This is a genomic window from Streptomyces sp. CG 926 (assembly GCF_003148825.1).
Lineage (GTDB): Bacteria > Actinomycetota > Actinomycetes > Streptomycetales > Streptomycetaceae > Streptomyces.
This window is the reverse complement of record NZ_QGGZ01000006.1, coordinates 12,572-35,731: the sequence shown is the minus strand read 5'-3', so window position 1 is coordinate 35,731 and position 23,160 is coordinate 12,572. Positions and strand designations below refer to the sequence as shown.

General features: G+C 72.9%; 19 protein-coding genes and 1 pseudogene. 10 read left to right on the top strand and 10 right to left on the bottom strand.

What is annotated here, in order from left to right:
• Positions 1 to 16 precede the first annotated feature (16 nt).
• Complete coding sequence (locus tag BCL76_RS17200) at positions 17 to 499, top strand: NUDIX hydrolase (protein WP_109780382.1); 483 nt, start codon at positions 17 to 19, stop codon at positions 497 to 499.
• 102 nt (positions 500 to 601) lie between these two features.
• Positions 602 to 1,831, top strand: coding sequence for an acyltransferase family protein (locus tag BCL76_RS17195; RefSeq protein WP_109780381.1), 1,230 nt, complete (start codon positions 602 to 604; stop codon positions 1,829 to 1,831).
• A 246-nt stretch (positions 1,832 to 2,077) separates the two neighbouring features.
• Here BCL76_RS17195 and BCL76_RS17190 read toward each other — a convergent pair whose 3' ends face one another.
• The 3 genes from BCL76_RS17190 to BCL76_RS17180 form a co-directional block, all read right to left on the bottom strand.
• Entirely contained in the window at positions 2,078 to 3,304 is a 1,227-nt protein-coding gene (locus BCL76_RS17190; RefSeq protein ID WP_109780380.1) for a cytochrome P450, read from the bottom strand.
• Between the two features lie 352 nt (positions 3,305 to 3,656).
• Complete coding sequence (locus BCL76_RS17185) at positions 3,657 to 4,421, bottom strand: trypsin-like serine peptidase (protein WP_109780379.1); 765 nt, start codon at positions 4,419 to 4,421, stop codon at positions 3,657 to 3,659.
• Between the two features lie 140 nt (positions 4,422 to 4,561).
• Entirely contained in the window at positions 4,562 to 6,046 is a 1,485-nt protein-coding gene (locus tag BCL76_RS17180; protein ID WP_109780378.1) for a glycosyltransferase family 39 protein, read from the bottom strand.
• 159 nt (positions 6,047 to 6,205) lie between these two features.
• On the opposite strand from BCL76_RS17180, the gene BCL76_RS17175 reads away from it, so the two are divergent.
• Both BCL76_RS17175 and BCL76_RS17170 read left to right on the top strand, forming a co-directional pair.
• Positions 6,206 to 7,495: an ATP-binding protein gene (locus tag BCL76_RS17175; RefSeq protein ID WP_109780377.1), complete on the top strand. Its 1,290-nt coding sequence runs from the start codon at positions 6,206 to 6,208 to the stop codon at positions 7,493 to 7,495.
• Between the two features lie 120 nt (positions 7,496 to 7,615).
• The gene (locus BCL76_RS17170) at positions 7,616 to 7,960 is read left to right on the top strand and encodes a DUF6191 domain-containing protein (RefSeq protein ID WP_109780376.1); all 345 of its coding nucleotides are present in this window, start codon (positions 7,616 to 7,618) and stop codon (positions 7,958 to 7,960) included.
• Here the strand turns inward: BCL76_RS17170 and BCL76_RS17165 are convergent.
• From BCL76_RS17165 to BCL76_RS17145, 5 genes are all read right to left on the bottom strand, one after another.
• Positions 7,938 to 8,564 (bottom strand): hypothetical protein, encoded by a 627-nt coding sequence (locus BCL76_RS17165; RefSeq protein WP_109780375.1) that lies wholly within the window; start codon positions 8,562 to 8,564, stop codon positions 7,938 to 7,940. The genes BCL76_RS17170 and BCL76_RS17165 overlap by 23 nt on opposite strands.
• Complete coding sequence (locus BCL76_RS17160; protein ID WP_109780374.1) at positions 8,561 to 10,177, bottom strand: serine/threonine-protein kinase; 1,617 nt, start codon at positions 10,175 to 10,177, stop codon at positions 8,561 to 8,563. Before BCL76_RS17160 ends, BCL76_RS17165 begins: the two co-directional genes overlap by 4 nt.
• Positions 10,178 to 10,322: 145 nt before the next feature.
• Complete coding sequence (locus BCL76_RS17155; RefSeq protein WP_109780373.1) at positions 10,323 to 11,576, bottom strand: Tm-1-like ATP-binding domain-containing protein; 1,254 nt, start codon at positions 11,574 to 11,576, stop codon at positions 10,323 to 10,325.
• A 48-nt stretch (positions 11,577 to 11,624) separates the two neighbouring features.
• Positions 11,625 to 12,104, bottom strand: a complete 480-nt coding sequence (locus BCL76_RS17150; RefSeq protein WP_109780372.1) for an NUDIX domain-containing protein — start codon at positions 12,102 to 12,104, stop codon at positions 11,625 to 11,627.
• A gap of 58 nt (positions 12,105 to 12,162) precedes the next feature.
• On the bottom strand, positions 12,163 to 13,203 hold the full coding sequence (locus BCL76_RS17145) for a cation diffusion facilitator family transporter (protein WP_109780371.1): 1,041 nt from the start codon (positions 13,201 to 13,203) through the stop codon (positions 12,163 to 12,165).
• Between the two features lie 179 nt (positions 13,204 to 13,382).
• Here BCL76_RS17145 and BCL76_RS17140 point away from each other — a divergent pair, with 179 nt between their 5' ends.
• Genes BCL76_RS17140 through BCL76_RS17130 form a run of 3 tightly spaced genes read left to right on the top strand, consistent with a single transcriptional unit; the run spans position 13,383 to position 17,586 of the window.
• Positions 13,383 to 15,773: an ABC transporter ATP-binding protein/permease gene (locus BCL76_RS17140; protein ID WP_109780370.1), complete on the top strand. Its 2,391-nt coding sequence runs from the start codon at positions 13,383 to 13,385 to the stop codon at positions 15,771 to 15,773.
• 5 nt (positions 15,774 to 15,778) lie between these two features.
• Positions 15,779 to 16,543 carry a hypothetical protein gene (locus BCL76_RS17135; protein ID WP_109780369.1) on the top strand — a complete coding sequence of 255 codons (765 nt, stop codon included), beginning with the start codon at positions 15,779 to 15,781 and terminating at the stop codon, positions 16,541 to 16,543.
• 2 nt (positions 16,544 to 16,545) lie between these two features.
• The gene (locus BCL76_RS17130; RefSeq protein WP_109780368.1) at positions 16,546 to 17,586 is read left to right on the top strand and encodes a serine/threonine-protein kinase; all 1,041 of its coding nucleotides are present in this window, start codon (positions 16,546 to 16,548) and stop codon (positions 17,584 to 17,586) included.
• Positions 17,587 to 17,677: 91 nt separating this feature from the next.
• Here the strand turns inward: BCL76_RS17130 and BCL76_RS17125 are convergent, their stop codons facing one another.
• The gene (locus BCL76_RS17125) at positions 17,678 to 18,973 is read right to left on the bottom strand and encodes a streptophobe family protein (RefSeq protein WP_109780367.1); all 1,296 of its coding nucleotides are present in this window, start codon (positions 18,971 to 18,973) and stop codon (positions 17,678 to 17,680) included.
• A gap of 93 nt (positions 18,974 to 19,066) precedes the next feature.
• Here BCL76_RS17125 and BCL76_RS17120 point away from each other — a divergent pair.
• Positions 19,067 to 20,341: pseudogene (locus BCL76_RS17120) on the top strand (DUF6777 domain-containing protein); the annotation flags it as partial.
• Positions 20,342 to 20,744: 403 nt separating this feature from the next.
• On the opposite strand, the gene BCL76_RS17115 reads toward BCL76_RS17120, so the two are convergent.
• Entirely contained in the window at positions 20,745 to 20,984 is a 240-nt protein-coding gene (locus tag BCL76_RS17115) for a hypothetical protein (protein WP_109780366.1), read from the bottom strand.
• Between the two features lie 125 nt (positions 20,985 to 21,109).
• On the opposite strand from BCL76_RS17115, the gene BCL76_RS17110 reads away from it, so the two are divergent.
• Both BCL76_RS17110 and BCL76_RS17105 read left to right on the top strand, forming a co-directional pair.
• On the top strand, positions 21,110 to 22,297 hold the full coding sequence (locus BCL76_RS17110) for a sensor histidine kinase (protein WP_109780365.1): 1,188 nt from the start codon (positions 21,110 to 21,112) through the stop codon (positions 22,295 to 22,297).
• A 179-nt stretch (positions 22,298 to 22,476) separates the two neighbouring features.
• A complete protein-coding gene (locus BCL76_RS17105) occupies positions 22,477 to 23,088 on the top strand; it encodes a response regulator transcription factor (protein WP_258309789.1) in 612 nt (203 codons plus the stop codon).
• Positions 23,089 to 23,160 lie beyond the last annotated feature (72 nt).

Sequence of the window (23,160 nt, the reverse complement as noted above, 5' to 3'; positions counted from 1 at the left end):
CTCGTAGGGTCGGGGCATGACCACACCCGATTTCATCCGCCGGATCCGCGCCACCGCCGGGCACCAGCTGCTCCTGCTGCCCGGAGTCACGGCCATCGTCTTCGACGACCTCGGCCGGGTGCTGCTCGGCCGGCGCTCCGACACCGGGCACTGGGCGGTGGTCGGTGGAATCGCCGAGCCGGGGGAGCAGCCCGCCGAAACCGCCGTGCGTGAGGTGTACGAGGAGACGGCGGTGCGCTGCGTCGTCGAGCGCGTGGTCCTCGTCCAGATGACGGAGCCGATGACCTACCCCAACGGGGACGTCTGCCAGTTCCAGGACATCACCTTCCGTTGCCGGGCGACGGGCGGCGAGGCACGGGCCAACGACCACGAATCCCTTGAAGTGGCCTGGTTCGACGTGGACGCGTTGCCTCCGCTGGATCCCTTCGGCCTGGACAGGATCCACCGGGCGCTGCGCGACGAGCCGACCTGGTTCGAGGCCCCCACCGCGCTCGACTGACTCCCCGAACCGGCGATGTGAGCCGCCCGTACGTGAGCTGTATGGTTCCGCTGGTCCAGAGCGGTAATCGGACAGTCGTACATTCAAGGAGGCGGTCGAGGGATGACCTCGCGCAGTGCAGCCGGTGTGTCCGAGAGGGGCGGCCACGGTCGCGCGTCGGCCGGAGCGGTTCCCGGCGGGCGCCTGGCGGTCCTCGACGGGATCCGGGTCCTCGCCGCGCTCGGCGTGCTCTTCTACCACTACTTCGCCCTCGAGAGCGCCTGGGGGAAGGCGCCCGCGGAGATCTTCCCGCGGGTCCACGGGCTCGCCGTCTACGGCTGGCTCGGCGTCGAGATATTTTTCCTGGTCAGCGGGTTCGTCATCTGCATGAGTGCCTGGGGTCGCACGGTGGGCGACTTCGCGGTGTCCCGGATCTCCCGGCTCTTCCCCGCCTACTGGGCCGCTGTGGCCTTCACCACCCTCGTGCTGTTCGCCTGGCCCGAGGTCAGAAAGGTGAGCGCGCTCAGCGATGTCATGGTGAACCTCTCGATGCTGCAGAGCGGCGTCGGGGTCCCGAACATCGACGACGCGTACTGGACGCTCTTCGTCGAGCTCAAGTTCTACATACTGTTCGCGATCGTGGTCATGCGCGGTGTGACCTATCGCAACTGCGTCCTGTTCTGTGCGGCCTGGACCCTGGCCGGTGTCGTGGCCCCCAGCGTGGACAACGGCGTGCTGTCCTTCTTCGCGGCCTCGACCTCCTCCCCCTACTTCGTCGCCGGCATCGGCTTCTACCTGATGCGCCGCTTCCGGCCGAACGCCGTGCTGTGGGCCGTCGTGGGCGTCCAGTTCCTGCTCGCGCAGCACCACGTGCACGCCCGCATGATCTCCAGCCTGGGCCGGGCGGCCACCGAGCGGACGCCGGCCTGGCCCGCCCATCTGATCATCGCGCTCGGCTTCGCCCTGATGGCGGCCGTGGCGCTGGGCGCCCTCGACGGCGTCCGGTGGCGGTGGCTCCCGCACGCCGGAGCGCTCACCTATCCGCTCTACCTGATCCACATGATGGCCGGGCTGACCCTCATCCATCACTTCCGCCAAGAGGTGGCTCCCGTACCCCTGGTCATCGGGGTGACCGCCACGATGCTGGCGCTCGCCTGGCTCATCCACCGGCTCGTGGAACGCCCGCTCGGCCGAAAGCTGCGCGACGGGCTGCGCTGCGGGTTGCGGGACATCCGGGCGGACACCGCCCGGGGGCCGTCGATCGAACTGCTCCCCGCACAGCCCTCGGCCCCCGACGCGGAACGCATCCCGGCCGGCCGCCGGCCGGCCACCGTGACCGGCCCCGCCGGGTGAGGTTCAGGGGGAGGGTGGAAGCATCGCCGCGATGTCGCGCCTGCTCCGTCTGGCGGGGCATCAACGGGCCACACCTCGTGCGGTGGCCAATGTGGATTCCAGGCTCGCCGCCGTCGAGGAGCTCGGCCACTTTCCGGCCCTGCTGCCGTCCCGCAGCCGGGCGAAGCGGGCCCGGGAATCCGGGTGGGGTCCGGGGGCGGCGCCCAGGGCGGGACCCCCGTGTCGGACCCGCATCGCGCGGTTGCCTCAGCCTACGGTCGGCGTGAACTCCACACGCACCGACTTCGGTCCGCGGGTGAAAACACCCTGCTCGGCCGGGTCGTACCCGTCGGCCGGTCGCATGTCCGGCATCGCGTCGAGGAGTTGGTTCGTGGCGATCTCCACCTCCGCCTTGGCCAGCAGCGCTCCCACGCAGAAGTGCCGTCCGAGGGCGAACGCCAGGTGGTCCGCGGCTGCCGAGAAGGCGGTGGTCGCCGTCAGGTCGTCGCGGAGGATGTCGAACCGGTCGGGGGCGGCATACCGTTCCGGATCGCGATTGGCCGCTCCGATCAGGCAGGTGACGGTGGATCCGGCGGGGATGGTGCCTCCGCTCATCGGGACGTCGGTGCCGGCCTGACGCATGATCATGTGGACCGGCGGGCTGTAGCGCAGCGTCTCCGCGAAGGCCCGGTCGATGAGTCCGCGGTCCTTGCGGACGGCCTCGAGCTGTTCGGGATGGGCCAGGAGGTTCGCGAAGAGGCCGGCGATGGCCTTGTCCGTGGTCTCGGCGCCCGCGGTGAGCAGCAGGCTGCAGAAGGCCTTGATGTCCTCGTCGCTCATGCTCACGCCGTCGACCTCGGCTGTGCAGAGCGCCGAGAGCAGGTCGTCGCCGAGGTGGCCCCGCCGTTCACCGATGACGGGGAGCATGTACGCGGCGAACTCGGCCTGGGCGCGGGCTCCGGCCGCGGCGCACTCGGGGTCGCCGGACAGGTTGCCGGTGAACGCCACGAAGGCCCGGTACCAACCGCCGATGTGCTGCTGGCCGGACCGGTCCAGTCCGAACATGTCGGCGATGACGGTGATGGGGAAGTGGGAGGCGAAGCCGCTGACGAGGTCCACGGACCCGGTCCGGCGGAAGCCGTCGATCAGGTCGCGGGCGTTGCGTTCGATGACGGGTACGACCTTCTCGCGGAGCTCGTTGCCGCGGAAGGCAGGGGCCACCAGGGCGCGCCGGGTGGCGTGCTCGCGGCCGCTCATCTGGAGCAGGGTCTTCCCGTGCACGGGCTCCGCCTGCCAGGCGTAGTTGTCCGTGGTGAAGAGCGACTCCTTGTCCTTGAACACCCGCGCCACGTCCTCGTAGCGCGAGACCAGATAGCTCTGCGTCGCCTCGTGCCACACGAGCTCTCCGCTTTCGCGCAGGGCGCGGTACGTCGGGTACGGGTTCTCGGCGAACTCCTGCGACAGGATGTCCGGGACGTTGTGCGCGGCGGTCATGGAGATCCCCCATCAGCCTGGCTTCCGGCGCGCCGGCCCGGCCGACTCCGTCTTCGCCCCGGTACACAGGACACCGGTCCGACGCGCTGGGAAAGCCTGCGGAATACGGTCCGGTCGGTGGTGTCCGTTCAGCTGAACATCTTCAAGGAAACACCACGCCGACCCGCCTCGCCAGGGCTTTGGCACCCACGCCTGAACGGGCTCCCGCAGGGCGGGACATGAGGCGATCCATGGGGTGCGACGGACTCCTGGGAGTTCATCGGCAACGCCTTTTCCGCACCCGCACCCGCACCCGCACCCGATTGCGGTCCTGCGGTCCTGCGGCCCTGCGGCCCTGCGGTTCCTGCGGTCCTCAGGACCGCGCTTGCCGGTACAACTCCGCCGCCCGGTCGCCCAGTACCGCGCTGTACGAGATCTCCGGGACGCTCCCGCCGCCCTCGTAGCCACCGAGCACCCCGGCCAACTCGCCGTCCACCAGCCAGGGGCTGCCGCTGGTGCCGCCGGTGAGGTCCGGGCAGCCGATCCGGCGCTGGGTCGCCGAGAAGAGGTCGGTGGTGTTCACGCAGAGCACCGGCGCCTCCAGGCTCCGCGGGTAGCCGATGATCGTCACCGTGGCGTCGTCCGGCTGCTCGGCGGCGACCTTGAAAGCGCCCACGAGATCCTCCACGGCCTCGGTCCGTCCGCCGTCCACCGGGGCCACCGTCGCGAAGGCGACGTCGTCGTCCGGGTCCTGGCCGTCCGTCCAGCCCGGAGCCAGGTACGCGCGGGTGAGCTTCCAGAAGCCGTACGGGGCCTTGCCGTCGCGGTAGCCCGGCGCGAAGAGGGTGGTGTCGGGGCTCTCCAGGCAGTGCGCGGCCGTGGCGATCACATCGCCCCGCTCGCTGTGCACCACGGAGGCGGTGCAGTGATGTCCGCCGTCCGGCCCGCCCGCGAAGATCGCGCCCACCCGGTCGGTTGCCGTGCCGGGCAGGGCCGTCTCGGTCACGCCGAGCGGCGGTCCGGAGTCGGGCACGTCCACGCCGAGCATCGCGCCCATCGCGGCCAGCGCGAGCAGGATCCGGGACGCCCGCCGCGCACGGGTGCGCCGGGCCGTTCGGGGGAGCGTGGAGTGGATCATTTTTCCACCCTGCCCCCCGAACCTATGTCCGGAGGATGGTGTTCCGTATGAATCTCCTGTGAATCCTGTGAAGCTCGCGTGAAGGACGGGGCATGCCCGGACAGGCCCCGCTATGTCGGATGTCGGCAGCCGATCGGCGGCTATCCCCGCCGCTCGTAGACCGTCACCCGGCGCCCCCGCACCTGCCGGTCCGCCACCACCGCGAAGTGCTCCCGCAGGACGGCAGCCTTGGCCTTGTCCCGGTCCGCCGACGGCGCCTTCGCCACCTGCTCCGAGTCCGTCACCAGCAGCACCCGTCGCTGCCCCAGCAACGCCGCCCGGATCCGCTCGGGGCCCTCCTCCTCGCCCTTCAAGGTGGCCGAGGCGGCCGGGGACGCGGCCAGCGCCACATCGGCCAGCCCTCCGAAGGCGCCGGGCGAGACCAGTGCCGTGTCCCGCCGCGCGGCCGGCACGAACAGCACCGCGTCCCCGTCCCGCTTCAGCCCGGCCACCTCGCCGGCCACCGCGAGCACGTCGTCGATCCGGCTCGCCGGGGCGCGCTTGTCCAGTTCCACCGGCAGCAGGGTCAGCACCGAAACACCGATCAGGCCCGGCACCACCAGTCCCGCCGCTCGCGGCAGGCGGAGCGCGCAGGCCCGTACGGCGGCCCCCAGGGCGGCGCCGATCAGCAGCGCCAGCCCCGCCATGCTGAACAGCACGTACCGGTCCTGGAACAGCGGCTGCACCAAGGACACCCCGATCAGCCCGAGCTGCGGTACCGCCAGCAACGGCAGGCCCACCGCCGCCACCGAGAGCGTCCTGCGGTCCGCCCGCCCCGCCCGCCCCGCCCGCCCCGCCCACGCGGCCAGGCCGCCGATCGCCAGGAGGATGCCCGGCCCGATCAGCACGGTCCAGCTCAGCGGCGGTATCCAGGACACCTGCTCGGACTGGCGGCGGCTGAACAGGATCAGCGGCAGCGCCCCCGCCACCGCGCCCGAGCCGTACGCCGCCCAGCGCAGCCATGTCCGCCGCCCGGCCCGCACCCACCCCAGGGTCGCCGCGTGCGCGGGCAGGACCAGCAGGGACAGCCAGTTCAGCAGGGCGCACACCAGCACGGCGATCCCGTACGCCGCCCAGCGCGGCCAGGCCCGCCGCCCGGGCCCGCGCTCCAGGAGCGAGACCAGCAGCAGCGTGGAGAGCCCGACCCCCGCCGCGACCAGCGCGTACGGGCGGCCCTCCTGGAGGTAGAACTGGACCGCCGGCAGCAGTCCCAGGGTCAGCCCGCCGCCGAGCCCCGCCCAGAACCCGGCCAGGCGCCGCCCGATCAGCGCCACGCACGCCGCGGCGGCGGAGACGGCCAGCACCGACGGCAGCCGCAGGGTGGTCGTACTCGCTCCGAAGGCATCGAAGAGGCAGTGCATCAGCAGGTAGTAGAGCCCGTGCACGGCGTCCACGTTCGCCAGCATCGCCCATATCTCGCCCGCCGACCGCCCCGCCACCTGCCAGGTCGCCGCCTCGTCCCGCCATACGCTGTCCTGCCGGGAGAGCCCCCACAGCCCGAGCCCCAGGGTCCACACCAGCGGGATCAGCCACACCACAACGCGCCGACAACGGGATCCGGATATGGCAGATATGTCGGAAGGCATGAAGGTGTGCGGATCCTCGGTGCGGTTCGTCGGCGGAAAGCACCAGTCTATGGACGCCACGGACGGTTCCCGGGCCGGGTGTTGTGCATGACGGAGCGTGATCGTCAGGCCCGCCGCCCCTAGCCTCGCCGCAGGAGCACGAACGAGGGGCGGTACCCGGTGAACTGGCTCATCCACGACTACCGCGAGAGCGATCTCGCGGCGGTGGTCCATCTGATCGACACCACGGCCGAACTCGGCCAGGAGTCCGTCTTCTCGCTCGCCGAGTGCATCAGCGCGCTCACCGACCGCCAGCCCTGTGTTGTCGCCGTCCACCAGGGCGTCCCGATCGGCGCGGCGCTCGCCTGCGTCACCGGCGAACGGGCCTGGGTCATGCGCATCGCGATCGCCGCCGGCTGGCGCGGTCGGGGCCTGGCCAGCGCCCTGCTCGTGGAACTGGAGCGACGACTCATCGCCGCCCGCGTCGGCCGCATCGCGTACGTCCTGCCGGAGGAGGACATGCTCGGCGAGGGCCTCCTCAACGCCGGATACACCCGGCAGCCGGCCGTCGCCTACTTCGAGAAGACCGAGCCGCTGCACGGACCGGCCGCGGGTCTCCTCGACGACCTCGGCGGCCGCTTCCTGCCGAACGACCTGTGGTCCAAGGTCGCCGGCATGGAGAAGGAGAAGGACCTCATCGAGCGGCGCGTGGTGCTGCCGCTCGCCGAGCCCGAGCGGGCCGCCACGCACGGCGTGCGGCCGCCCCGCGCCATCACCCTCTTCGGCCCGCCCGGCACCGGCAAGACCACCTTCGCCCGGGCCATCGCCTCCCGGCTCGGCTGGCCCTTCGTGGAGCTGCTGCCCTCCCGCCTCGCCGACCAGGGCAACCTGGCGGCCGCACTGCGCGACGCCTTCGCCCGGATCGCCGAGCTGGAGCGCGTCCTCGTCTTCATCGACGAGGTCGAGGAGATCGCCCCGGTGCGCACCGAGCCCGCCCACCCCGGCGGGATCCACGGGGTGACGAACGAGCTGCTGAAGCTGATACCGGGCTTCCGGGAGGGCGACGAGCGGCTGTTGGTGTGCGCCACCAACTCCATCCGCTCGTTGGACCCGGCCTTCCTGCGGCCCGGGCGCTTCGACTACCTCATCCCGATCGGCACCCCGGACGCCGGGGCGCGCGCCGCGATCTGGTCCCGCTACACGGCGGGCCGCGCGGACGTCGACGTGAGCGCCCTGGTGGCCGCCACCGAGCTGTTCACGCCGGCCGACATCGAGCACGCGGCGCGGATCGCGGCGCAGGTGTCCTTCGAGCGGGATCTGGAGGCGGTGGGCGCGCGGGGCGCGGCGGCCGCGCAGTTGGGCGCGTCCACCCAGGACTACCTGGCGGCGGTCCGGCAGTGCAGGCCGACGGTGACCCCGGCGATGACGGGCGAGTTCGAGGCGGACATCACCGCGCACGCCCGGTTCTGACCCCGGTCGGAGCCCCTGACTTCCGTCCCCCGGTTGCGGCGGGGGCGGAACGCGGAACGGCCCGCGGCCACCCACGGAAGTGGCCGCGGGTCCGGGCCCGGCCTCGGTTACCGTGGCCGCATGGGCTTCGTCATCTTCATGACCCTTCCCGGTCTGGCTCTGGTGCTCACCGCCGTGGCCTTCCTCGACCTGGCGCTGCTCCGCGCAGGCCGCGCCGGACTGCTGCCCTGGCGGTGGAACGGCCGGCAGGGGCAGATGTCCGCCACCGGCTTCGAGCAGCTGCACGCCAGCTTCTCGCCGGGCAAGCAGAACGAACTCAAGGAGCGGCAGAGCGCCCTGGTCATGCGCGACGACGAGGAGGACGGGGCACCGCCGCGCACCCGGGTCGACCTCGCCGGCGGGCTCGCCGTCATCCGACTGCCCGGCGCCGCCGCCGCGCCGCCTACGGGGAACAGCGGTACGTGAAGTCCACCGCGGCCGTGCGCTGCCCGGGCGAGACCAGCTGGAGCTCCGCCTTCGCCGCGTAGTTCCCTGTGCCCTTGAAGGTCCACAGCAGGTGCAGCCGGGCCTCCCGTTGACCGCGCGGCACCCGCTCGGTCAGCTGCTCGGACCGGGTCCCGTCGCTGCGCACCCACCGGTAGGTGAGGATGCCCGGGCGCCCGTTGGTGGCCACGACGGCCACCACATCGGCCGCCGCGTCACAGGCCGGGCCCTTGGGATCCGTACGCACGGCCACGTCCCGGACCTCGATGCCGGGCCCGAACCGCTGCCACCCGAGGTACGCGAGGACCCCGGCCAGGACGACCGCCGCGAGGGTGTACCGCCGCAGGCCCGCCAGGCGGCGCCGCCGGGGTGCCGGCGCGAAGGCCGTCGTGGTGTGGACGGGGAACGGCGCGGGCATCGCCGCCGTCACCCCGGGACCGAACCGGAGGACGGAGCCCTCGACCCGGTCGGGAGCCACCGGCTCGGGAGCCATCCTCCTGGTCGCGTCCGGGGGGCCGCTGAACCAGTGGCTGCCGAGGACGGTGGCGCTGTAGTCGTCGCCCTCGGGGGTGGCGGAACCGCTCATCGGGGCACCTCCTGCTCCGTGCAGCGCAGCAGGTACTGCGAGGCCGACGCGGACTTGTTCCCGGCGGTGGGCTTGGTGGTGACGCGGACCCCGCCGTAGCAGCCGCGGCCGCGGGAGAAGGCGTGGGACTTGACCACCGGGGCCGCCGAGCCGGCCGGGACCACGAAGGATTCCGTGCCGTCGGCGACCGAGTAGGAGCCCTGCGCGCTGCCCAGGAACCACTCCACCGTCACGGTGACCGAGCCGGCGCCCTGTGAGTTGACGGCGATCGTCGCGTCGCCCCGGTAGACCCCCGTCTTGAGCGACACGGAGACGTCCGTGACCTTCAGTGTCGGCGTCGGCGTCGGCGTCGGGGTCGGGGTGGTCGACCAGCTCACCGTCGGTGTCGGGGTGGGGCTCGTCGACCACGAGGGGGAGGCGGACGGCGACGCGGACGCGGACGGCGAGGGGCTCGGGGACGCGGAGGGGCTCGGACTCGGCGAAGGGGACGCGGACTCGCTCGGGCTCGGGCTCGGCGAGGCCGAGCCGGGCGGAGCCGCGCTCGTCGTGGCGAAGGAGCTCACCGCCGAGGCCGCGTCCGGGGCCGCGCCGATCGCGTCCGTGGTCAGGACCAACACGGTTCCCAGCACCAGCGCCACCCCCGCCGCCAGCCAGCCGCGACGACCCGGAGCCCAGCCGGAACCACTGGGCACCGTCGTCGTGGCGACCGCCGTGGTCCCCGCCGCCGCGCCGCCCGCCGAGGGGAACAGCAGCGGCAGCAGCGCGGCCAGCGCAGCCAGCTTGCGCTGGCCGCGCTCCTCCCACTCGGGCCCGTACGCCGCCAGCGCCACGCCCTCCAGCTCGGCCACGAACGCCTCGGCGTTCTCCGGCCGCTGCTCGGGTGCCTTCGCGAGGCCGCGCCGGATCAGCGGACGTACCGGCTCGGGCGCCTCGGTCTCCGGCACCGGCGCCTCGATGTGCTGGACGGCGAGCTCGGCGAAGTTCTCCCCGTCGAAGGGCTTGCGGCCGGTGAGGCACTCGAAGAAGGTCGCCGTCGCCGCGTACACGTCGGCCGCGGGCGAGGCCGGCCGGCCCTGCCACTGCTCGGGAGCCATGTAGGCGGGGGTGCCGGCAACGCCGGGCGTGCTGCCCCGGTTCGCCGCGATCCCGAAGTCCACCAGCTTCGACGAGCCGTCCGGCGCGACCAGGACGTTCTCCGGCTTGTAGTCACGGTGGACCACGCCCGCCCGGTGCGCCGCCGCGAGCCCCAGCAGGGAGCCCTTGAGGACCACCAGCGCGGCCTCGGCGTCGGCCCGCCCGGACTGCTTCAGCAGGGCGCGCAGCGAGATCCCGTCCACCAGCTCCATGACGATGGCGGCGCCGCCGGACGCCTCCACGTACTCGTACAGCCGGACCACGTACGGGGTCTGCAGCCCGCCCAGGAGGCGGGCCTCGGCCCGGAACTCGCCGACGAACGCCGGATCCTGGCGCAGCCGGTCGCTCAGGTACTTCACCGCGACCGGGGTGCCCGTACCGTCGTGGACGGCGAGCACCACGCGCCCGCTGCCGCCCGAACCGAGCTCACGGACCTCCGTGTAACCGGGGACCGACCATGCCGCCCGCGTGTCGTTCATCGTTCCTGCCCCCTGCCTGCCGTGTGGCGCCGCCGCATTCGCTCGGACGACCGGTCCCGGACCGGCGTCCACCGGCCCTCCCCGGACCGGACGCCCCAAGGGACGTGGTTTCCGCCGTGGCCGGTTCCCAACCACGGCGGATGGCTCAGGCCGCGGCCGACAGCGCACCGATCATGGCGTGCAGCCGGTCGGCCGCCGCCTGCCCGAAGGCCGGATCGTTGATGTGCGTGTCGTAGTCGTAGAGCCTGGTGGCACTTCCCCGCAGGCCCTCGCGCAGCGCCGAGAACAAGGCCCGGTCCGCGCCGGCGTCATGGTACGGCCCGCCCGGCGCGCCGAGCGTGGACAGTCCACGGAGCGGGACGCAGACCGCCGTGGGTCCGGTCGCCACGCGCAGTTTGGCGGCGACCCGGCGGCCGAGTTCCGCGCACTCGGCCGGGGTCGTACGGGTCACCGTGATCGACGGATTGTGGACGTGGACGCCCCGGTCCAGGAGCTGTCGGGGCAGGCTCTCCAGCGGGCCGAACTTCACCATGTCCAGCGCCCCCAGGCTCACCACCTGCGGGATTCCGGCCCGGCCGGCCGCGCTGAGCCGGTCGGGGCCCGCGCTGAGGATGCCCCCGCACAGGTCGTCGGCGAGCTCGCTGAGGGTGAGGTCGAGGACGCCCGCGAAGACCCCCTCGCCGGCCAGGGTCTCCAGGGTGCGACCGCCGGTGCCGCTGACGTGGAAGACCAGTACCTCGTAGCCGAGCTCCGTCAGCCGCTCGCGCGCCGCGTCCACCCCGGCCGTGGTCACGCCCGCCATGCTCGCCGCGATCAACGGGCGGCTCCCCGTGCCCAGCCGGGGCGGGCGGCCCTCCGGGGAGGTGCGGGCGTAGGCCCGGGCCATCCCGGTGATCGCCGCCACGGCGTTCGCCAGGACCGGTGCCGAGACGCTGTTGATCCCCGCGATGTCCACGACGCTGTACATCAGGGTGATGTCCGAGGAGCCCACATACGGGCGGACGTCCCCGGACGCCATCGACGAGACCATCAGTTTCGGTACGCCCAGCGGCAGGGCGCGCATCGCCCGGGTGGCGATGGAGGTGCCGCCGCTCCCGCCGATGGCGAGCACCCCGTGCAGCCTGCCCTCGGCGTGCAGGCGTAAGAGGGTCGCCTCCGCGCCCCTCGCCATGGTGGCCACGGCCGCACCCCGGTCGGCGGCCGTGCGCAGTTCCGACAGTTCCGTTCCCGCGGCCCGGGCCACCGCGTCCCGCGGGACGTCGGCGGGCACCCGGGGTTCGCCCATGATTCCTGTGTCGACCAGTACCACTTCGACGCCGGCGCGCAGCAGCCTCTCGCGCAGCCAGCCGTACTCCACACCCTTGGTGTCCAAGGTTCCCACCAGCACGACGTTCGTCATGTGTGCAATGTCCATGCAGGTAAGGGTGTTGGCAAGTGCAAGTGTGGGTCAAACCTTCAGGAGCGCCAACAGTCGCTCCAGGAAGGGGAGTTGGGAGGGGATCAGCATGTTTTGCGCCACGGTGGGAGCAAACCAGGCCACCCGGTCCAGCTCCGGGAAGTCCTGGACGTTCCCGGAGTGCGGCGGCCACTCCATCGAGAAGGTCCCGGGCACCATCAGCGCGGGGTCGAGATCCGCCTCCACCGCCCAGATGGTCACCAGCTTTCCGCTGGTCAGGCGCACCTCGCCCAGGGGAACGTACTCGCCCTCCGGCGGAGGCAGCCCGATCTCCTCGGTGAATTCCCGGCGGGCCGCGTCCCGCGGAGTCTCCTCCGGTCCGTATTCACCCTTGGGGATGGCCCAGCCACCGGCTTCCCGCCCGGCCCAGAGCGGACCGCCCATATGTCCGAGGAGTACCTCGACACCGGTCTCCGGCTCCGGACCGGTCCGCCGGAAGAGGAGCAGTCCGGCACTGCGTTTGTGCGTCATGGGTCCATCTCTGCCCCGTCGGGACCCGTGCCAATGACGTGCGGTACGCGTTCCGCCGTCAGTGGTCGTGCGGTCCCTGCCGGTGGACCGGTCCGTGCGCGTCCGCGCAGTGCGCGTCGGACGCGCCCCCGCCCGCGCGGCCGACCGTCAGGAGGGAGTCCTGGGCGTGATCGACCTGGAGGGTGGTGTGCGTGATCCCGTACTCCTTCTCCAGCAGCCCCTCCAGGTCCCTGCGGACGGCGTGACAGTCGCCCGCCGGCTCCACCAGCACGTGCGCGGAGAGCGCCGCCTGACCCGAGGTGATCGTCCAGATGTGCAGGTCGTGGACCTCGGTGACGGGCGGGTGCCCGACGAGCCGGTCGCCGACCGCGTCCGGGTCCACATGGGCGGGAGCTGCCTCCAGGAGGATCCGGCCGGACTCGCGGACCAGCCCGTAGCCCGCCTTGAGCATCAGCACCACCACGACCAGCGTGGCGATCGCGTCCGCCTGCCGGAAACCGGTGGTCAGCACGATCAGACCGGCGATCGCGGTCCCGATGAAGGCGAACAGGTCGTTCAGGATGTGCTGGTAGGCGCCCTCGACGACGAGCGTGGAACGGTTCGCCCGGGAGATGCACCAGGCCGCGGCCACATTGACGACGATGCCCGCGAGCGCCGTCACCACGACCAGCCCGCCCTCCACGGGCGGCGGGTCCATCAGCCGCCGCACCGCCTCGTACGCGAGCCAGAGCGCCAGCAGGATCAGCGTCAGCCCGTTCGCCTGGGCGGAGAGTATCTCCGCCCGCTTGAGGCCGTACGTGAAACCTCCGCGGGCGGGGCGCGCGGCCAGCCGCATGGCGATGAGCGCCAGGACGATCGAGACGGCGTCGGTCAGCATGTGGGCCGCGTCCGAGATCAGGGCCAGCGAGTTGGCCATGACGCCGATGACCACCTCGACGGCCATGAACCCGCCGATCAGGGCCAGCGCGATCGCCAGCCAGCGCCGGTCGGCGTCCGCCGACACGCCGTGGCTGTGCCCGCCGGGTCCGTGGCCGTGTCCGTGGCCGTCCGACCCGGGCCCGTGTCCGTGGCCGTCGTGCGCGTGGTCGTGCCCACTCATGGCGTCCCCCGTCTCGTCGCGGCACCCGTGTGTTCGGTCCCGTCGCGTGAAGTGAAGCGCACCCCGGCGGGATCGGCAAAGGCTGCAACGGGGACCGTTGTCATTACCCATAAGAGGGCTCTGACCTGCAACGATGCCCGACCGGTGCCGGACCTTCGGGATCGTGGGAAAATCTGGTCATGGTCCAGCGCCCCGGTGTGCCGACCGCGCCCCAGCTCGTCCTGGTGACCGACTGGGGCGCCACCGAGATGGATCCCGACCGGATCTACCACGTCGGTCGGGACCCCCTTTGCGAGATCTGCCTCGACGACGCCCGCGTCTCCTGGCACCACGCGATCCTGCGTCCGGACGGCGACCACTGGACGCTGGAGGACGAGGGCAGCACCAACGGCACCTATGCCGACGGCCACCGCATCCACGAGTGGAGCGTCGGTGTGGGCACCGAACTGCGCTTCGGCAGCCTCGACGACGGGCCGCGCGCCGCCGTCATCGGCGCCGCGCCGCCGCCTCCGCCGCCCCCGCCACCACCCCCTTCGGCGGGCACCGGCCGGCCCTCCCAGGTCGCGAACCCGTCCCTGACCGGCACCTTCCGACAGCCGACGAGCGTACGACCGCTGCCCGTGCGTACCACCGTCCGCATCGGCCGCGCCCCCGACAGCGACCTCGTCGTCGACGACCTCACCGTGTCCCGGCAGCATGCCGAACTGCACGCCCTCGCCGACGGCGGCTACGAGATCGTCGACCTCGGCAGCCACAACGGCACCTACCTCAACGGCGCCGCCGTCACCCGGGCCACCCCCGTCACCGAGGGCGACATCGTCGGCATCGGTCACTCGGTCTTCTGCCTCGTCGGCGACCAGCTGCAGGAGTACGTGGACACCGGGGAGGTCTCCCTCGACGTGCAGGGCCTCACCGTCGTCGTCGACCGCGGCCGCAAGACCCTCCTCGACCAGGTCTCCTTCCCGGTCGGCGCCAAATGCCTGCTCGCCGTCGTGGGCCCCAGCGGAGCGGGTAAATCCACCCTGCTCGGCGCACTGACCGGCCTGCGCCCCGCCGACCAGGGCACCGTCCTGTACGACGGGCGCGACCTCTACCGCGACTACGCCGAGCTGCGCAGCCGCATCGGCCTCGTCCCGCAGGACGACATCCTGCACTCCCAGCTCACCGTCCGGCGCGCCCTCACCTACGCCGCCGAACTGCGCTTCCCGCAGGACACCGCCAAGGCCGAACGACAGGCCCGGGTCGACGAGGTGATCGGCGAACTCGGCCTCGAACAGCGCGCCGACCAACCCATCCACAGCCTCTCGGGCGGCCAGCGCAAACGCGTCTCCGTCGCCCTGGAACTGCTCACCAAGCCCTCCCTGCTCTTCCTGGACGAGCCCACCTCCGGCCTCGACCCCGGGATGGACCGCTCGGTGATGAACATGCTGCGCGACCTCGCGGACGACGGCCGCACGGTCATCGTCGTCACCCACAGCGTGCTCAACCTCGAAGGCTGCGACCGCCTCCTGGTCCTCGCGCCCGGCGGGCGCATCGCCTACTACGGCGCCCCCGGGGAGGCCCTCGACTTCTTCGGCTTCGAACAGTGGCCCGAGGCCTTCGAAGCCTTCGAGAACGAGCGCGACCGCGACTGGGCGGGGGAGTACCGGGCCTCGCCGCTGCAGCGCCGCCACATCGACGTCGCCGCCGGCCGACCCATGCTCACGGCACAGGCCGAACGAGCCGCCGGCGGCTCGCCGCAGCCACCCCCCAAGGCCCAGAGCTGGGGCTCCCAGCTCTCCACCCTGACCCGCCGGTACGCCGCCGTGCTCAGGTCCGACCGCACCTTCCTGATCATCATGGTCGCGCTGCCGTTCGTCATGGGAGCCATGGCCCGCGCGCTGGCCGGCAACTCCCTCACGGCCGAAACGGCGCTGAACGCCCTGTTCATCCTGTGCGTGGGCGGAGTCCTGATCGGCGCCGCCAACGCGGTGCGCGAACTCGTCAAGGAACGCGTCATCTACCAGCGTGAGCGCTCCGTCGGCCTCTCCCGGTCGGCCTACCTGATGTCCAAGGTCGTGGTTCTCGGCGTGATCACCGTCGCCCAGGCCGTGGTCCTCACCCTCGTCGGCCTCGCCGGAGTCACCATCAACGCTCCCGGCGGCCGGGGCAACTTCATGCCACCACTGCTGGAGATCACCCTCGCCGTCGCCCTGCTGTCCCTCACCGCGATGCTGCTCGGCCTGCTGATCTCCGCCCTGGTGACCAAGGAGGAGGTCACCATGCCACTCCTGGTCCTCCTCACGATCGTCCAGGTCGTCTTCTGCGGCTCCCTGCTGAAACTCACCGGCGTCCCCGTCATCGAACAGCTGGCCTGGTTCGTGCCGGCCCGGTGGGCCATGGGAGCGATGGCGGGCACCATCGACCTCGGCGCGATCGTGCCCGGCAAGATCACGCAGGATCCGCTGTTCGACCACAAGGCCCACCTGTGGCTCCTCGAGATGGGCATGCTCGTCGCCTTGTCCGTGCTGTTCGGCGTGCTGGTCGCCCGGCTGCTGCGCCGGCACGAGCCGACCATCATGCGGAAGTAGGCCCTATGAGCAGCCCGCTGGGATACCCCGGAGGCGAGGTGGCGGACTTCCGGCCCACGCATGTGGTGCCACAGGAGGGGCTGTCCGCCTGGGAGGCCCCCGACGTCTCCCGGCCGACCGTGCCACTGGACCCGTTCCTGCCCGTGCAACTGCTGTCCCGGCGCGGGGAGTGGGGGGAGGTCCTGTGCGCCAACGGCTGGTCCGCCTGGGTGGACGGCCGACTGCTGGTCGCGGTGCCGCACCCGCCGCCGACGGTCGGCGGCCGGACCCCGGTCCGCTCCGAGGACCCCCGGCCGCTGCTCGCCCGGGGCTCCGAGGCACTGGAACGCTACCGGCGGGCCATGGACGAGCTCGCCTCGGGCCGGATCGACACCGACGCCTTCCGCCGCTCCGTACGCGGCCTACGGGCCGGAGTGGTCATCGAGGGCGAGTCGGTGTGGCTCTACGACGAGAATTCGGGCCGGTGGCTGTACGACGACGGGGACCGCATGACCACCTACGCGGTCGTCGCCGGACCGGGGGCCCCCGCCGCGCCCGAACCCGAACCCGCGCCCCGGCCGCCGCCCACGGAAGTGCCGCCCACGGAAGTGCCGCCCACGGAAGTGCCGCCGACGGACGCGCGTCCGGGCGGCGCGGACGCCGTACGGAGGGAACCGACCCCGACCGACGCGGTCGATGTCCCGGGCGAAGGGCCCGGGGAGCGGTCCGACCGGTCGGGGGCGCATGACCCGACCCGGATCGTGGAGACCCGCGACCCCGGAGGCGACTGACGGTGGACGAGGAACGCGCGGAGCCCGCCGAGCCCGCCGGCCGGTCCCCGACCGACCTGCGGGGGAAGCAGATCGCCGGGTACCTGGTGGAGAGCGAGATCGGGCGCGGCGGCATGGCCGTCGTCTACGAGGCGCGGGACCTGCGGCTCGACCGTCGGGTGGCACTGAAACTGCTGGCCCCCGAACTGGCCCGGAACGACACCTTCAGGCAGCGGTTCGTCCATGAGTCCAAGGTGGCCGCCACCATCGAGCACCCACACATCGTGCCCGTGTTCGAGGCGGGGGAGGCGGACGGACTGCTCTACATCGCCATGCGCCTCGTCGAAGGCCCGGACCTGCGGGTCATGCTGGACCGGACGGGCCCGCTGCCGGTGGAGACGGCCGCGCGGATCGCCGGCCAGGTGGCCTCCGCGCTCGACGCGGCGCACGCCCACGACCTGGTCCACCGGGACGTGAAACCGGGCAACATCCTGATCGCCGCGGGCACCGACCGCGACCACCCCGAGCACGCCTACCTCACCGACTTCGGGCTGACGAAGAAGACGCTGTCGCTGACCGGGTTCACGACCGACGGACAGTTCGTCGGAACCGTCACCTACGTGGCGCCGGAACAGATCTCCGGGAAGCCGGTGGACGGCCGGTGCGACGTCTACAGCCTGGGGTGCGTCGTCTACGAGACCCTCGCCGGGGAACCGCCCTTCCAGCGCGACGACGACATCGCCCTGCTGTGGGCCCACCAGTACGACCCCCCGCCCCCGCTGAGCTCGCGGCGCCCGGACCTGCCGGAGGCGGTGGACGAGGTACTGGCGAAGGCGCTGGCCAAGTCGCCGGACGACCGGTGGAACAGCTGCCTGGAGTTCACGGGTGCCCTGCGGCGGGCGGGGGAGGGCGGCCGACCGCAGACGACCGGGGTGGCCGGTGCCCAGGGGGATGCCGAGGGCGGGGCGGTGCAGGCCGCGCGGCCCGAGCTGTCCGCCCCGCCGCCGGTTCCGTCATGGGCGCTCCCGGTGTTCGACCGGCCGGCGTCCGGCGGGACGGGCTGAGCGGCTTCGCCTTCGCCTTCGACTTTGGCCTCGGCTTCGGTTTCGGCCGCGCCCGGCCCGCGCAGGCGGTTCGGACCGCGCGTCGGCCCCGCTACTCGGGTGTCACGCGGGTCGCGGCGGCCGGTTCGTCGACCCGGCCGGGTCGACGCAGCGGACGGGCCGCCAGGGCGCCCAGGAAGCCCGCCACCGCCCCCCACAGCAGCCCGAGCCCGACATTGCGCCACAGCACGGGCTCCAGCCGCACCTGGCCACCGAGGCCGTCCACCTCACCGATACCCAGCAGGGAAAGGCCGAACTGCGCCTGGACACGCCCCAGCAGGCAGACCGCCAGGGTCGCCAGGGCCAGCGCCACACCCAGGTGGAGGGCGTGCTGCCAGGGACGGACGTGGGCAGGGGAGCGTACGGCGGCCAGTACGCCCGTGCCGAGCAGCAGGACGGCGGCCACCACCACCAGCCACCACGCCCGGGAGTCCTGCTCCGCGAGCGTGGACACGTCGATCCGGGACGGGTCGGAGCCGCGCAGGACCTGGTCCAGCACCTGCGGCATCGGCAGCCCGAAGGGACCCTCGACGTTGCCCTCCCAGGCGCCGCCGAAGCCCAGGGTGAGCGCGAGCCAGACGAGGTTCGGCAGCCCGAGCAGGATCACGGCCAGGGTCCGGTCGGCATGGCCCTGGGTGGCCGCCACGACCACGCCGACCCCGATGCCGAGGACCACGTAGGCGAGGAGCAGCAGCATCGTGGCGAAGGCCGCCGGGCGCAGCGCCGTGTGGAAGCGGATCAGCCGGGCCGGGAGCGGGGCGCGGCGCGAGACCAGCAGGGCGATCAGCAACAGGCCCAGGATCCAGAGCAGTCCGTACAGGAGGGTGGCGGGCAGGTCGGCCCGGAAGCCCACCGTGGGAGCGGCGTCCAGGAGTTCGGTGATCGTCCCGATGGGGGAGTCCCCGGTGGAGATGCCGAAGGTCTCGCGGGCGAGGAAGGCGGCGCCGGTCAGGGCGAGCAGCCAGAGCACGACCAACGGGACGGCGCGGCCGATGAGTTCGCGGGGCCGGGCCACGGCCCGGTTGTGCAGGGGGCGTAGGAAGAGGTAGCCGGTGACGAGGGCGCCGGCCAGACTCACCGAGAGGGGGACCACCGACAGGCTCACCTGCGCCCCCGCCAGTGAACCGGCACCGCCCGACACCTCCAGTGAACCGCCCGCCGCCATCACCACGACCGCGGCGACCACATGGGGGAACGCGCCGCCCGGAAGGTCGCCCGCGCCCGCGCACAGCAGCCCGGCGGCGGCCACCACGGCCATCAGGACGAAGCCCACGACGACGGCGACGAGGGCGTCCCGCCATGCCCTCGCGGAGCCCCCCGACGATGACGATCTTGGCGTCGGACTCACCCTGCCACCGTGACACCCTCGGCTTGCGGGCACCACCCGGACGGCGCACACAATGGTCCCCAGGGAACTCACTCCTCCTGGGAAGAAGAGCCCGTGACCACACAACCATCCGGCCGACCGCCGTCTCCGGAACGCCCCACCGGGCCACCCTCCGGCCCGCTCTCGGGCGGGCAGCAGGGGCCTCCGCCACCGCCGCCGCCGGCGCCGCCGGGCGGGCCGGTGGGCCCGGCAGGCCCCGGCGGATCCGGCCAGGGACCGGCGCACGGTCCCTGGTGGCGCTCCGTGCCACGGCTGGCCACCGCCCTGGTCGCGGTGGCGGCGGTCGTGGCGCTGGCCGTGGTCCTCACCCGGCCGAGCGGGACCACCGACAACGCCGGCGGTGAGGTGTTCCTCCAGCCGGTCGCCGCCACCGGCCCCGACCCCTTCACCGAGTCCACCGTGACGAAGGACGCTCCACCCCCACCCGAGAGCCCGCCGCCCTCTCCGCAGGGCACCGGCACCGCCCAGGTCAGCCCGAGCGCCAGCCCGACCGGACCGGTGGGCACCCGGAGCGTCAGCGGCTCCGCCCCGGGCGTGTACGGCGGTACCAGGAACGTCGCCAGCTGCGACGTCGAGAAGCTGATCGGATCCCTCGGTGCGGACCCCGCCAAGAACGCGGCCTTCGCCTCGGCGCTCGGCATCCAGCCGGCCGCCGTTCCCGGCTACCTCCGCTCCCTCACCTCCGTGCAGCTGCGGATGGACACCCGCGTGACGAACCACGGCTACCGGGACGGCAAGCTCGTCCCCTACCAGGCCGTGCTCCAGGCCGGAACGGCCGTGCTGGTGGACGACCGGGGCGTGCCGCGTGTGCGCTGCGCGTGCGGGAACCCGCTGGGTCCGCCGGTGGCGCTGAAGGCCGCCCCGAAGCGTTTCGGGCAGACGTGGCCCTCCTACCAGCCGACGAAGGTCGTGGCCATCGCGCCGGCGCCGACCGTCATCAACAAGATCGTGATCTACGACCACCGTGACAACCAGTGGTACGAGCGCCCCAAGGGCGGCGACCACGAGGGCGGCAAGCCCCGGCCGGACCGGCCGATTCCGCCGCCGCCCGTCCCGACACCGCCGCTCACGCCGCCCCCGACGGTGACGTCTCCGAACCCGTCCGGGACCTCGCCGAGGCCGACCCCGTCCGGGACCTCCACGTCGCCGTCGAAGTCCCCGTCCACGTCGCCGTCGAAGTCGACTTCGGAGTCTCCGTCGAAATCCCCGTCGAAGTCCCCGACCGAGTCGCCCTCGAAGTCGCCCTCGAAGTCGCCCTCCGAGTCGCCCTCGAAGTCCACGTCGCCGTCGCCGTCGGAGTCGCCGAAGAAGACTCCCTCGGAGTCACCCACGCCGTCCCCGTCGGAGTCACCGAAGAAGACTCCGACGGAGTCACCGAAGGAGTCACCGAAGGCGTCACCCTCGCAGTCGCCCGCCGAGTCCAAGTCGCCCTCGAAGCCGGCTTCGGAAACGCCCTCGAAGCCGGCTTCCGAGCCGGCCGCGCCGTCACCGACACCGAAGTCGGCGCCCGCGACCTCCGCGGCTCCGGCGTCTCCCACGGCCGCCGCCACCCAGGCGTCTCCGGCGCTGCCGCCGACCTCGGCCGCACCCCCGCCCCCGTCCGCTCCGCCGTCGGCAGCGCCGAAGCCGCAGCCGAAGCCGGAACCGGCCCGGACGGCGCCCCAGCAGCAGGAGCCCGAAGGTCCCGCCCAGCAAAGCTGACCCAGGCGACGCGGTGGAGAAGGACCGAGGATCAGCCGCGGCCGCGGCGGGAGAGCGTCTCGCCCGCGGCGCTCACCGCGACACCGAGGGCGATCATGACGAGGTAGCTGTAGATCTCGTAGCCGTCAGGGGCGAGGAAACGGACGAAGCCCATGAAGTGGATCCAGCCGAGCCACTCGTGCAGCAGGCCGCTCGCGCCGCCGACGACGAGGACGAAACAGAGCACATCCGTGACGGTGGTCAGCGGGGACTTCGGGGTGGTGGAGGTCATGCTCCGACGGTAGGAGTCGCTCCCCCGGCCGGACATCGGCCCAAAGGCTGCCCCGCTCGTACTTAAGTATTCGGTACGCGGCGCGGCCGCCCGCTCCGACACCTGCCCGCGTAGATTTCCAGGACATGCGCCGCCTCCACCGCACCCGCCGGGACTGGTTCGCCGACCTCGCCCTGTTCCTCTTCGCCGCCTGCTTCGCCGCCGTCAGCTCACAGGCCATTCCCGTCGAGGAGAGCCTCGGCCCGGGCTGGCGGGCCGCCGACCAGGTCGTCGGCGGGCTGGGCTGCGCGGCGGTCCTGCTGCGGCGGCGGTGGCCGGTCCAGCTGGCCGTGGTGCTGCTGCTGGCCGGCAGCGTGGCGCACTACCTGACCGGACCGGCGATGGTGGCGGTGTTCACGGTGGCCGCGACCCGGCCGTGGAAGGCCACGGCCTGGGTGGCCGCCCTGGCCTTCGGACCGCTGCCCTTCTTCCTGTGGCAGCTGCCGGACATGTCCGAGGAGCGGGCCGGTTCGGCGGTGACCTACTTCGCCCTGATCGCCGGGGCGATCGGCTGGGGGCTGTTCCGGCGGTCCCGGCAGCAGCTCATCGCCTCGTTGCGCGAGCGCGCCGAGCTGGCCGAGGCGGACGCGGAATCACGCGCCGAGCGGGCCCGGATGGAGGCGCGGGAGGAGATCGCCCGCGAGATGCACGACGTCCTGGGCCATCGGCTGTCGCTGCTCAGCGTGCACGCGGGCGCCCTGGAGTTCAATCCCGGCGCCCCGAGGGCGGAGATCGAGCGGGCCGCCGGGGTGATGCGCGAGAGTGCTCACCTGGCGCTGCACGACCTGCGCGAGGTGATCGGCGTACTCCGGGCGGGGCCGGGCATCGGAACGGGCTCGGGGAGCGCGGAGCGCGGCGAGCGCCCGCAGCCGGAACTGGCCGACCTGCCCCGACTCGTGGCCGAGGCCAGGGCCGCGGGCGGATCCGTCGAGCTGGCCGGACCGCCCGACGGGGTCGCGCCACCCGCACTGGTGGGGCGTACGGCGTACCGGATCGTGCAGGAGGCGCTGACCAACGTACGCAAGCACGCGCCCGGTGCGGCGGCGCACGTGCGGGTGACCGGGGGCCCGGGCGACGGCCTGACGGTGGAGGTCCGTAACACCCGGCCACCCGGACCGGATCCGGCCCGGGGCGCGGCACCCGGGGCTGCCGAAGGCGGCGGGCAGGGACTGATCGGGCTGGCCGAACGCACCCGGCTGGCCGGCGGCAGCCTGACGGCCCAGCCGGCCGACGGTGGGTTCCGGGTGCGGGCCTGGCTACCCTGGCAGAGCTGACCACGGGACGAGGACGGGACCCGGGACCGAGGACCGGACCCGGGACCCGGGAGCCGGTGCCCCGGGCACGGCGTCGAAGGACGGGACGAAGGACGAGACGAGAGACGGGAGACGAGGCGCCGGTGATCCGCCTCCTGCTGGTCGACGACGACGCGATCGTCCGCGCCGGGCTGCGCCTGATGCTGGGCGGCGCTCCGGACATCGAGCTCGTCGCGGAGGCGGCGGACGGGTCGGAGGTGCCCGCCCTGATCGCCGCGCACGGCCCCGACCTCGTGCTGATGGACATCCGGATGCCCGGCGTCGACGGGCTGGCAGCCACCGAGCGGCTCCGGGCACTGCCCGGCGCTCCCGAGGTACTGGTCCTGACCACCTTCCACACCGACGCGCACGTCCTGCGGGCGCTACGGGCCGGAGCGGCCGGGTTCCTCCTCAAGGACACCCCGCCGCAGGAGATCGTGACGGCCATCCGGACGGTGGCCGCCGGCGACCCGGTGCTCTCCCCGGCCGTCACCCGCCGGCTCATCGACCAGGTCGCGGGCGACTCGGGCCACGACACCCGGGCGGCCGCCGCCCGCGCCCGGCTGGCACTGCTGGCCGAACGCGAACGCGAGGTGGCCCTGGCGGTCGGGCGCGGCCTGTCGAACGCGGAGATCGGTCGGGACCTCCACCTGGCACTGCCCACGGTCAAGACCCACGTGTCCCGGATCCTGACCCGGCTCGACCTCAACAACCGGGTCCAGATCGCCCTGTTGGTCCATGACGCGGCCCTGCCGGGCGGCGCCCAGCACTGAACCGCCCGGCCACCGGGTACCTCCGTCCCGTGGCCCCACCTCCGACGTGTCCGACCGGACACGGAGGGTGTC

What these genes read in the sequence shown, in the direction of transcription:
- BCL76_RS17200 (WP_109780382.1), top strand. Translation starts at nt 17, where the DNA reads ATGACCACACCCGATTTCATCCGCCGGATCCGCGCCACCGCCGGGCAC.
- BCL76_RS17195 (WP_109780381.1), top strand. Translation starts at nt 602, where the DNA reads ATGACCTCGCGCAGTGCAGCCGGTGTGTCCGAGAGGGGCGGCCACGGT.
- BCL76_RS17190 (WP_109780380.1), bottom strand. Translation starts at nt 3,304, where the DNA reads ATGACCGCCGCGCACAACGTCCCGGACATCCTGTCGCAGGAGTTCGCC.
- BCL76_RS17185 (WP_109780379.1), bottom strand. Translation starts at nt 4,421, where the DNA reads ATGATCCACTCCACGCTCCCCCGAACGGCCCGGCGCACCCGTGCGCGG.
- BCL76_RS17180 (WP_109780378.1), bottom strand. Translation starts at nt 6,046, where the DNA reads ATGCCTTCCGACATATCTGCCATATCCGGATCCCGTTGTCGGCGCGTT.
- BCL76_RS17170 (WP_109780376.1), top strand. Translation starts at nt 7,616, where the DNA reads ATGGGCTTCGTCATCTTCATGACCCTTCCCGGTCTGGCTCTGGTGCTC.
- BCL76_RS17165 (WP_109780375.1), bottom strand. Translation starts at nt 8,564, where the DNA reads ATGAGCGGTTCCGCCACCCCCGAGGGCGACGACTACAGCGCCACCGTC.
- BCL76_RS17160 (WP_109780374.1), bottom strand. Translation starts at nt 10,177, where the DNA reads ATGAACGACACGCGGGCGGCATGGTCGGTCCCCGGTTACACGGAGGTC.
- BCL76_RS17155 (WP_109780373.1), bottom strand. Translation starts at nt 11,576, where the DNA reads ATGACGAACGTCGTGCTGGTGGGAACCTTGGACACCAAGGGTGTGGAG.
- BCL76_RS17150 (WP_109780372.1), bottom strand. Translation starts at nt 12,104, where the DNA reads ATGACGCACAAACGCAGTGCCGGACTGCTCCTCTTCCGGCGGACCGGT.
- BCL76_RS17145 (WP_109780371.1), bottom strand. Translation starts at nt 13,203, where the DNA reads ATGAGTGGGCACGACCACGCGCACGACGGCCACGGACACGGGCCCGGG.
- BCL76_RS17140 (WP_109780370.1), top strand. Translation starts at nt 13,383, where the DNA reads ATGGTCCAGCGCCCCGGTGTGCCGACCGCGCCCCAGCTCGTCCTGGTG.
- BCL76_RS17135 (WP_109780369.1), top strand. Translation starts at nt 15,779, where the DNA reads ATGAGCAGCCCGCTGGGATACCCCGGAGGCGAGGTGGCGGACTTCCGG.
- BCL76_RS17115 (WP_109780366.1), bottom strand. Translation starts at nt 20,984, where the DNA reads ATGACCTCCACCACCCCGAAGTCCCCGCTGACCACCGTCACGGATGTG.
- BCL76_RS17110 (WP_109780365.1), top strand. Translation starts at nt 21,110, where the DNA reads ATGCGCCGCCTCCACCGCACCCGCCGGGACTGGTTCGCCGACCTCGCC.
- BCL76_RS17105 (WP_258309789.1), top strand. Translation starts at nt 22,477, where the DNA reads ATGCTGGGCGGCGCTCCGGACATCGAGCTCGTCGCGGAGGCGGCGGAC.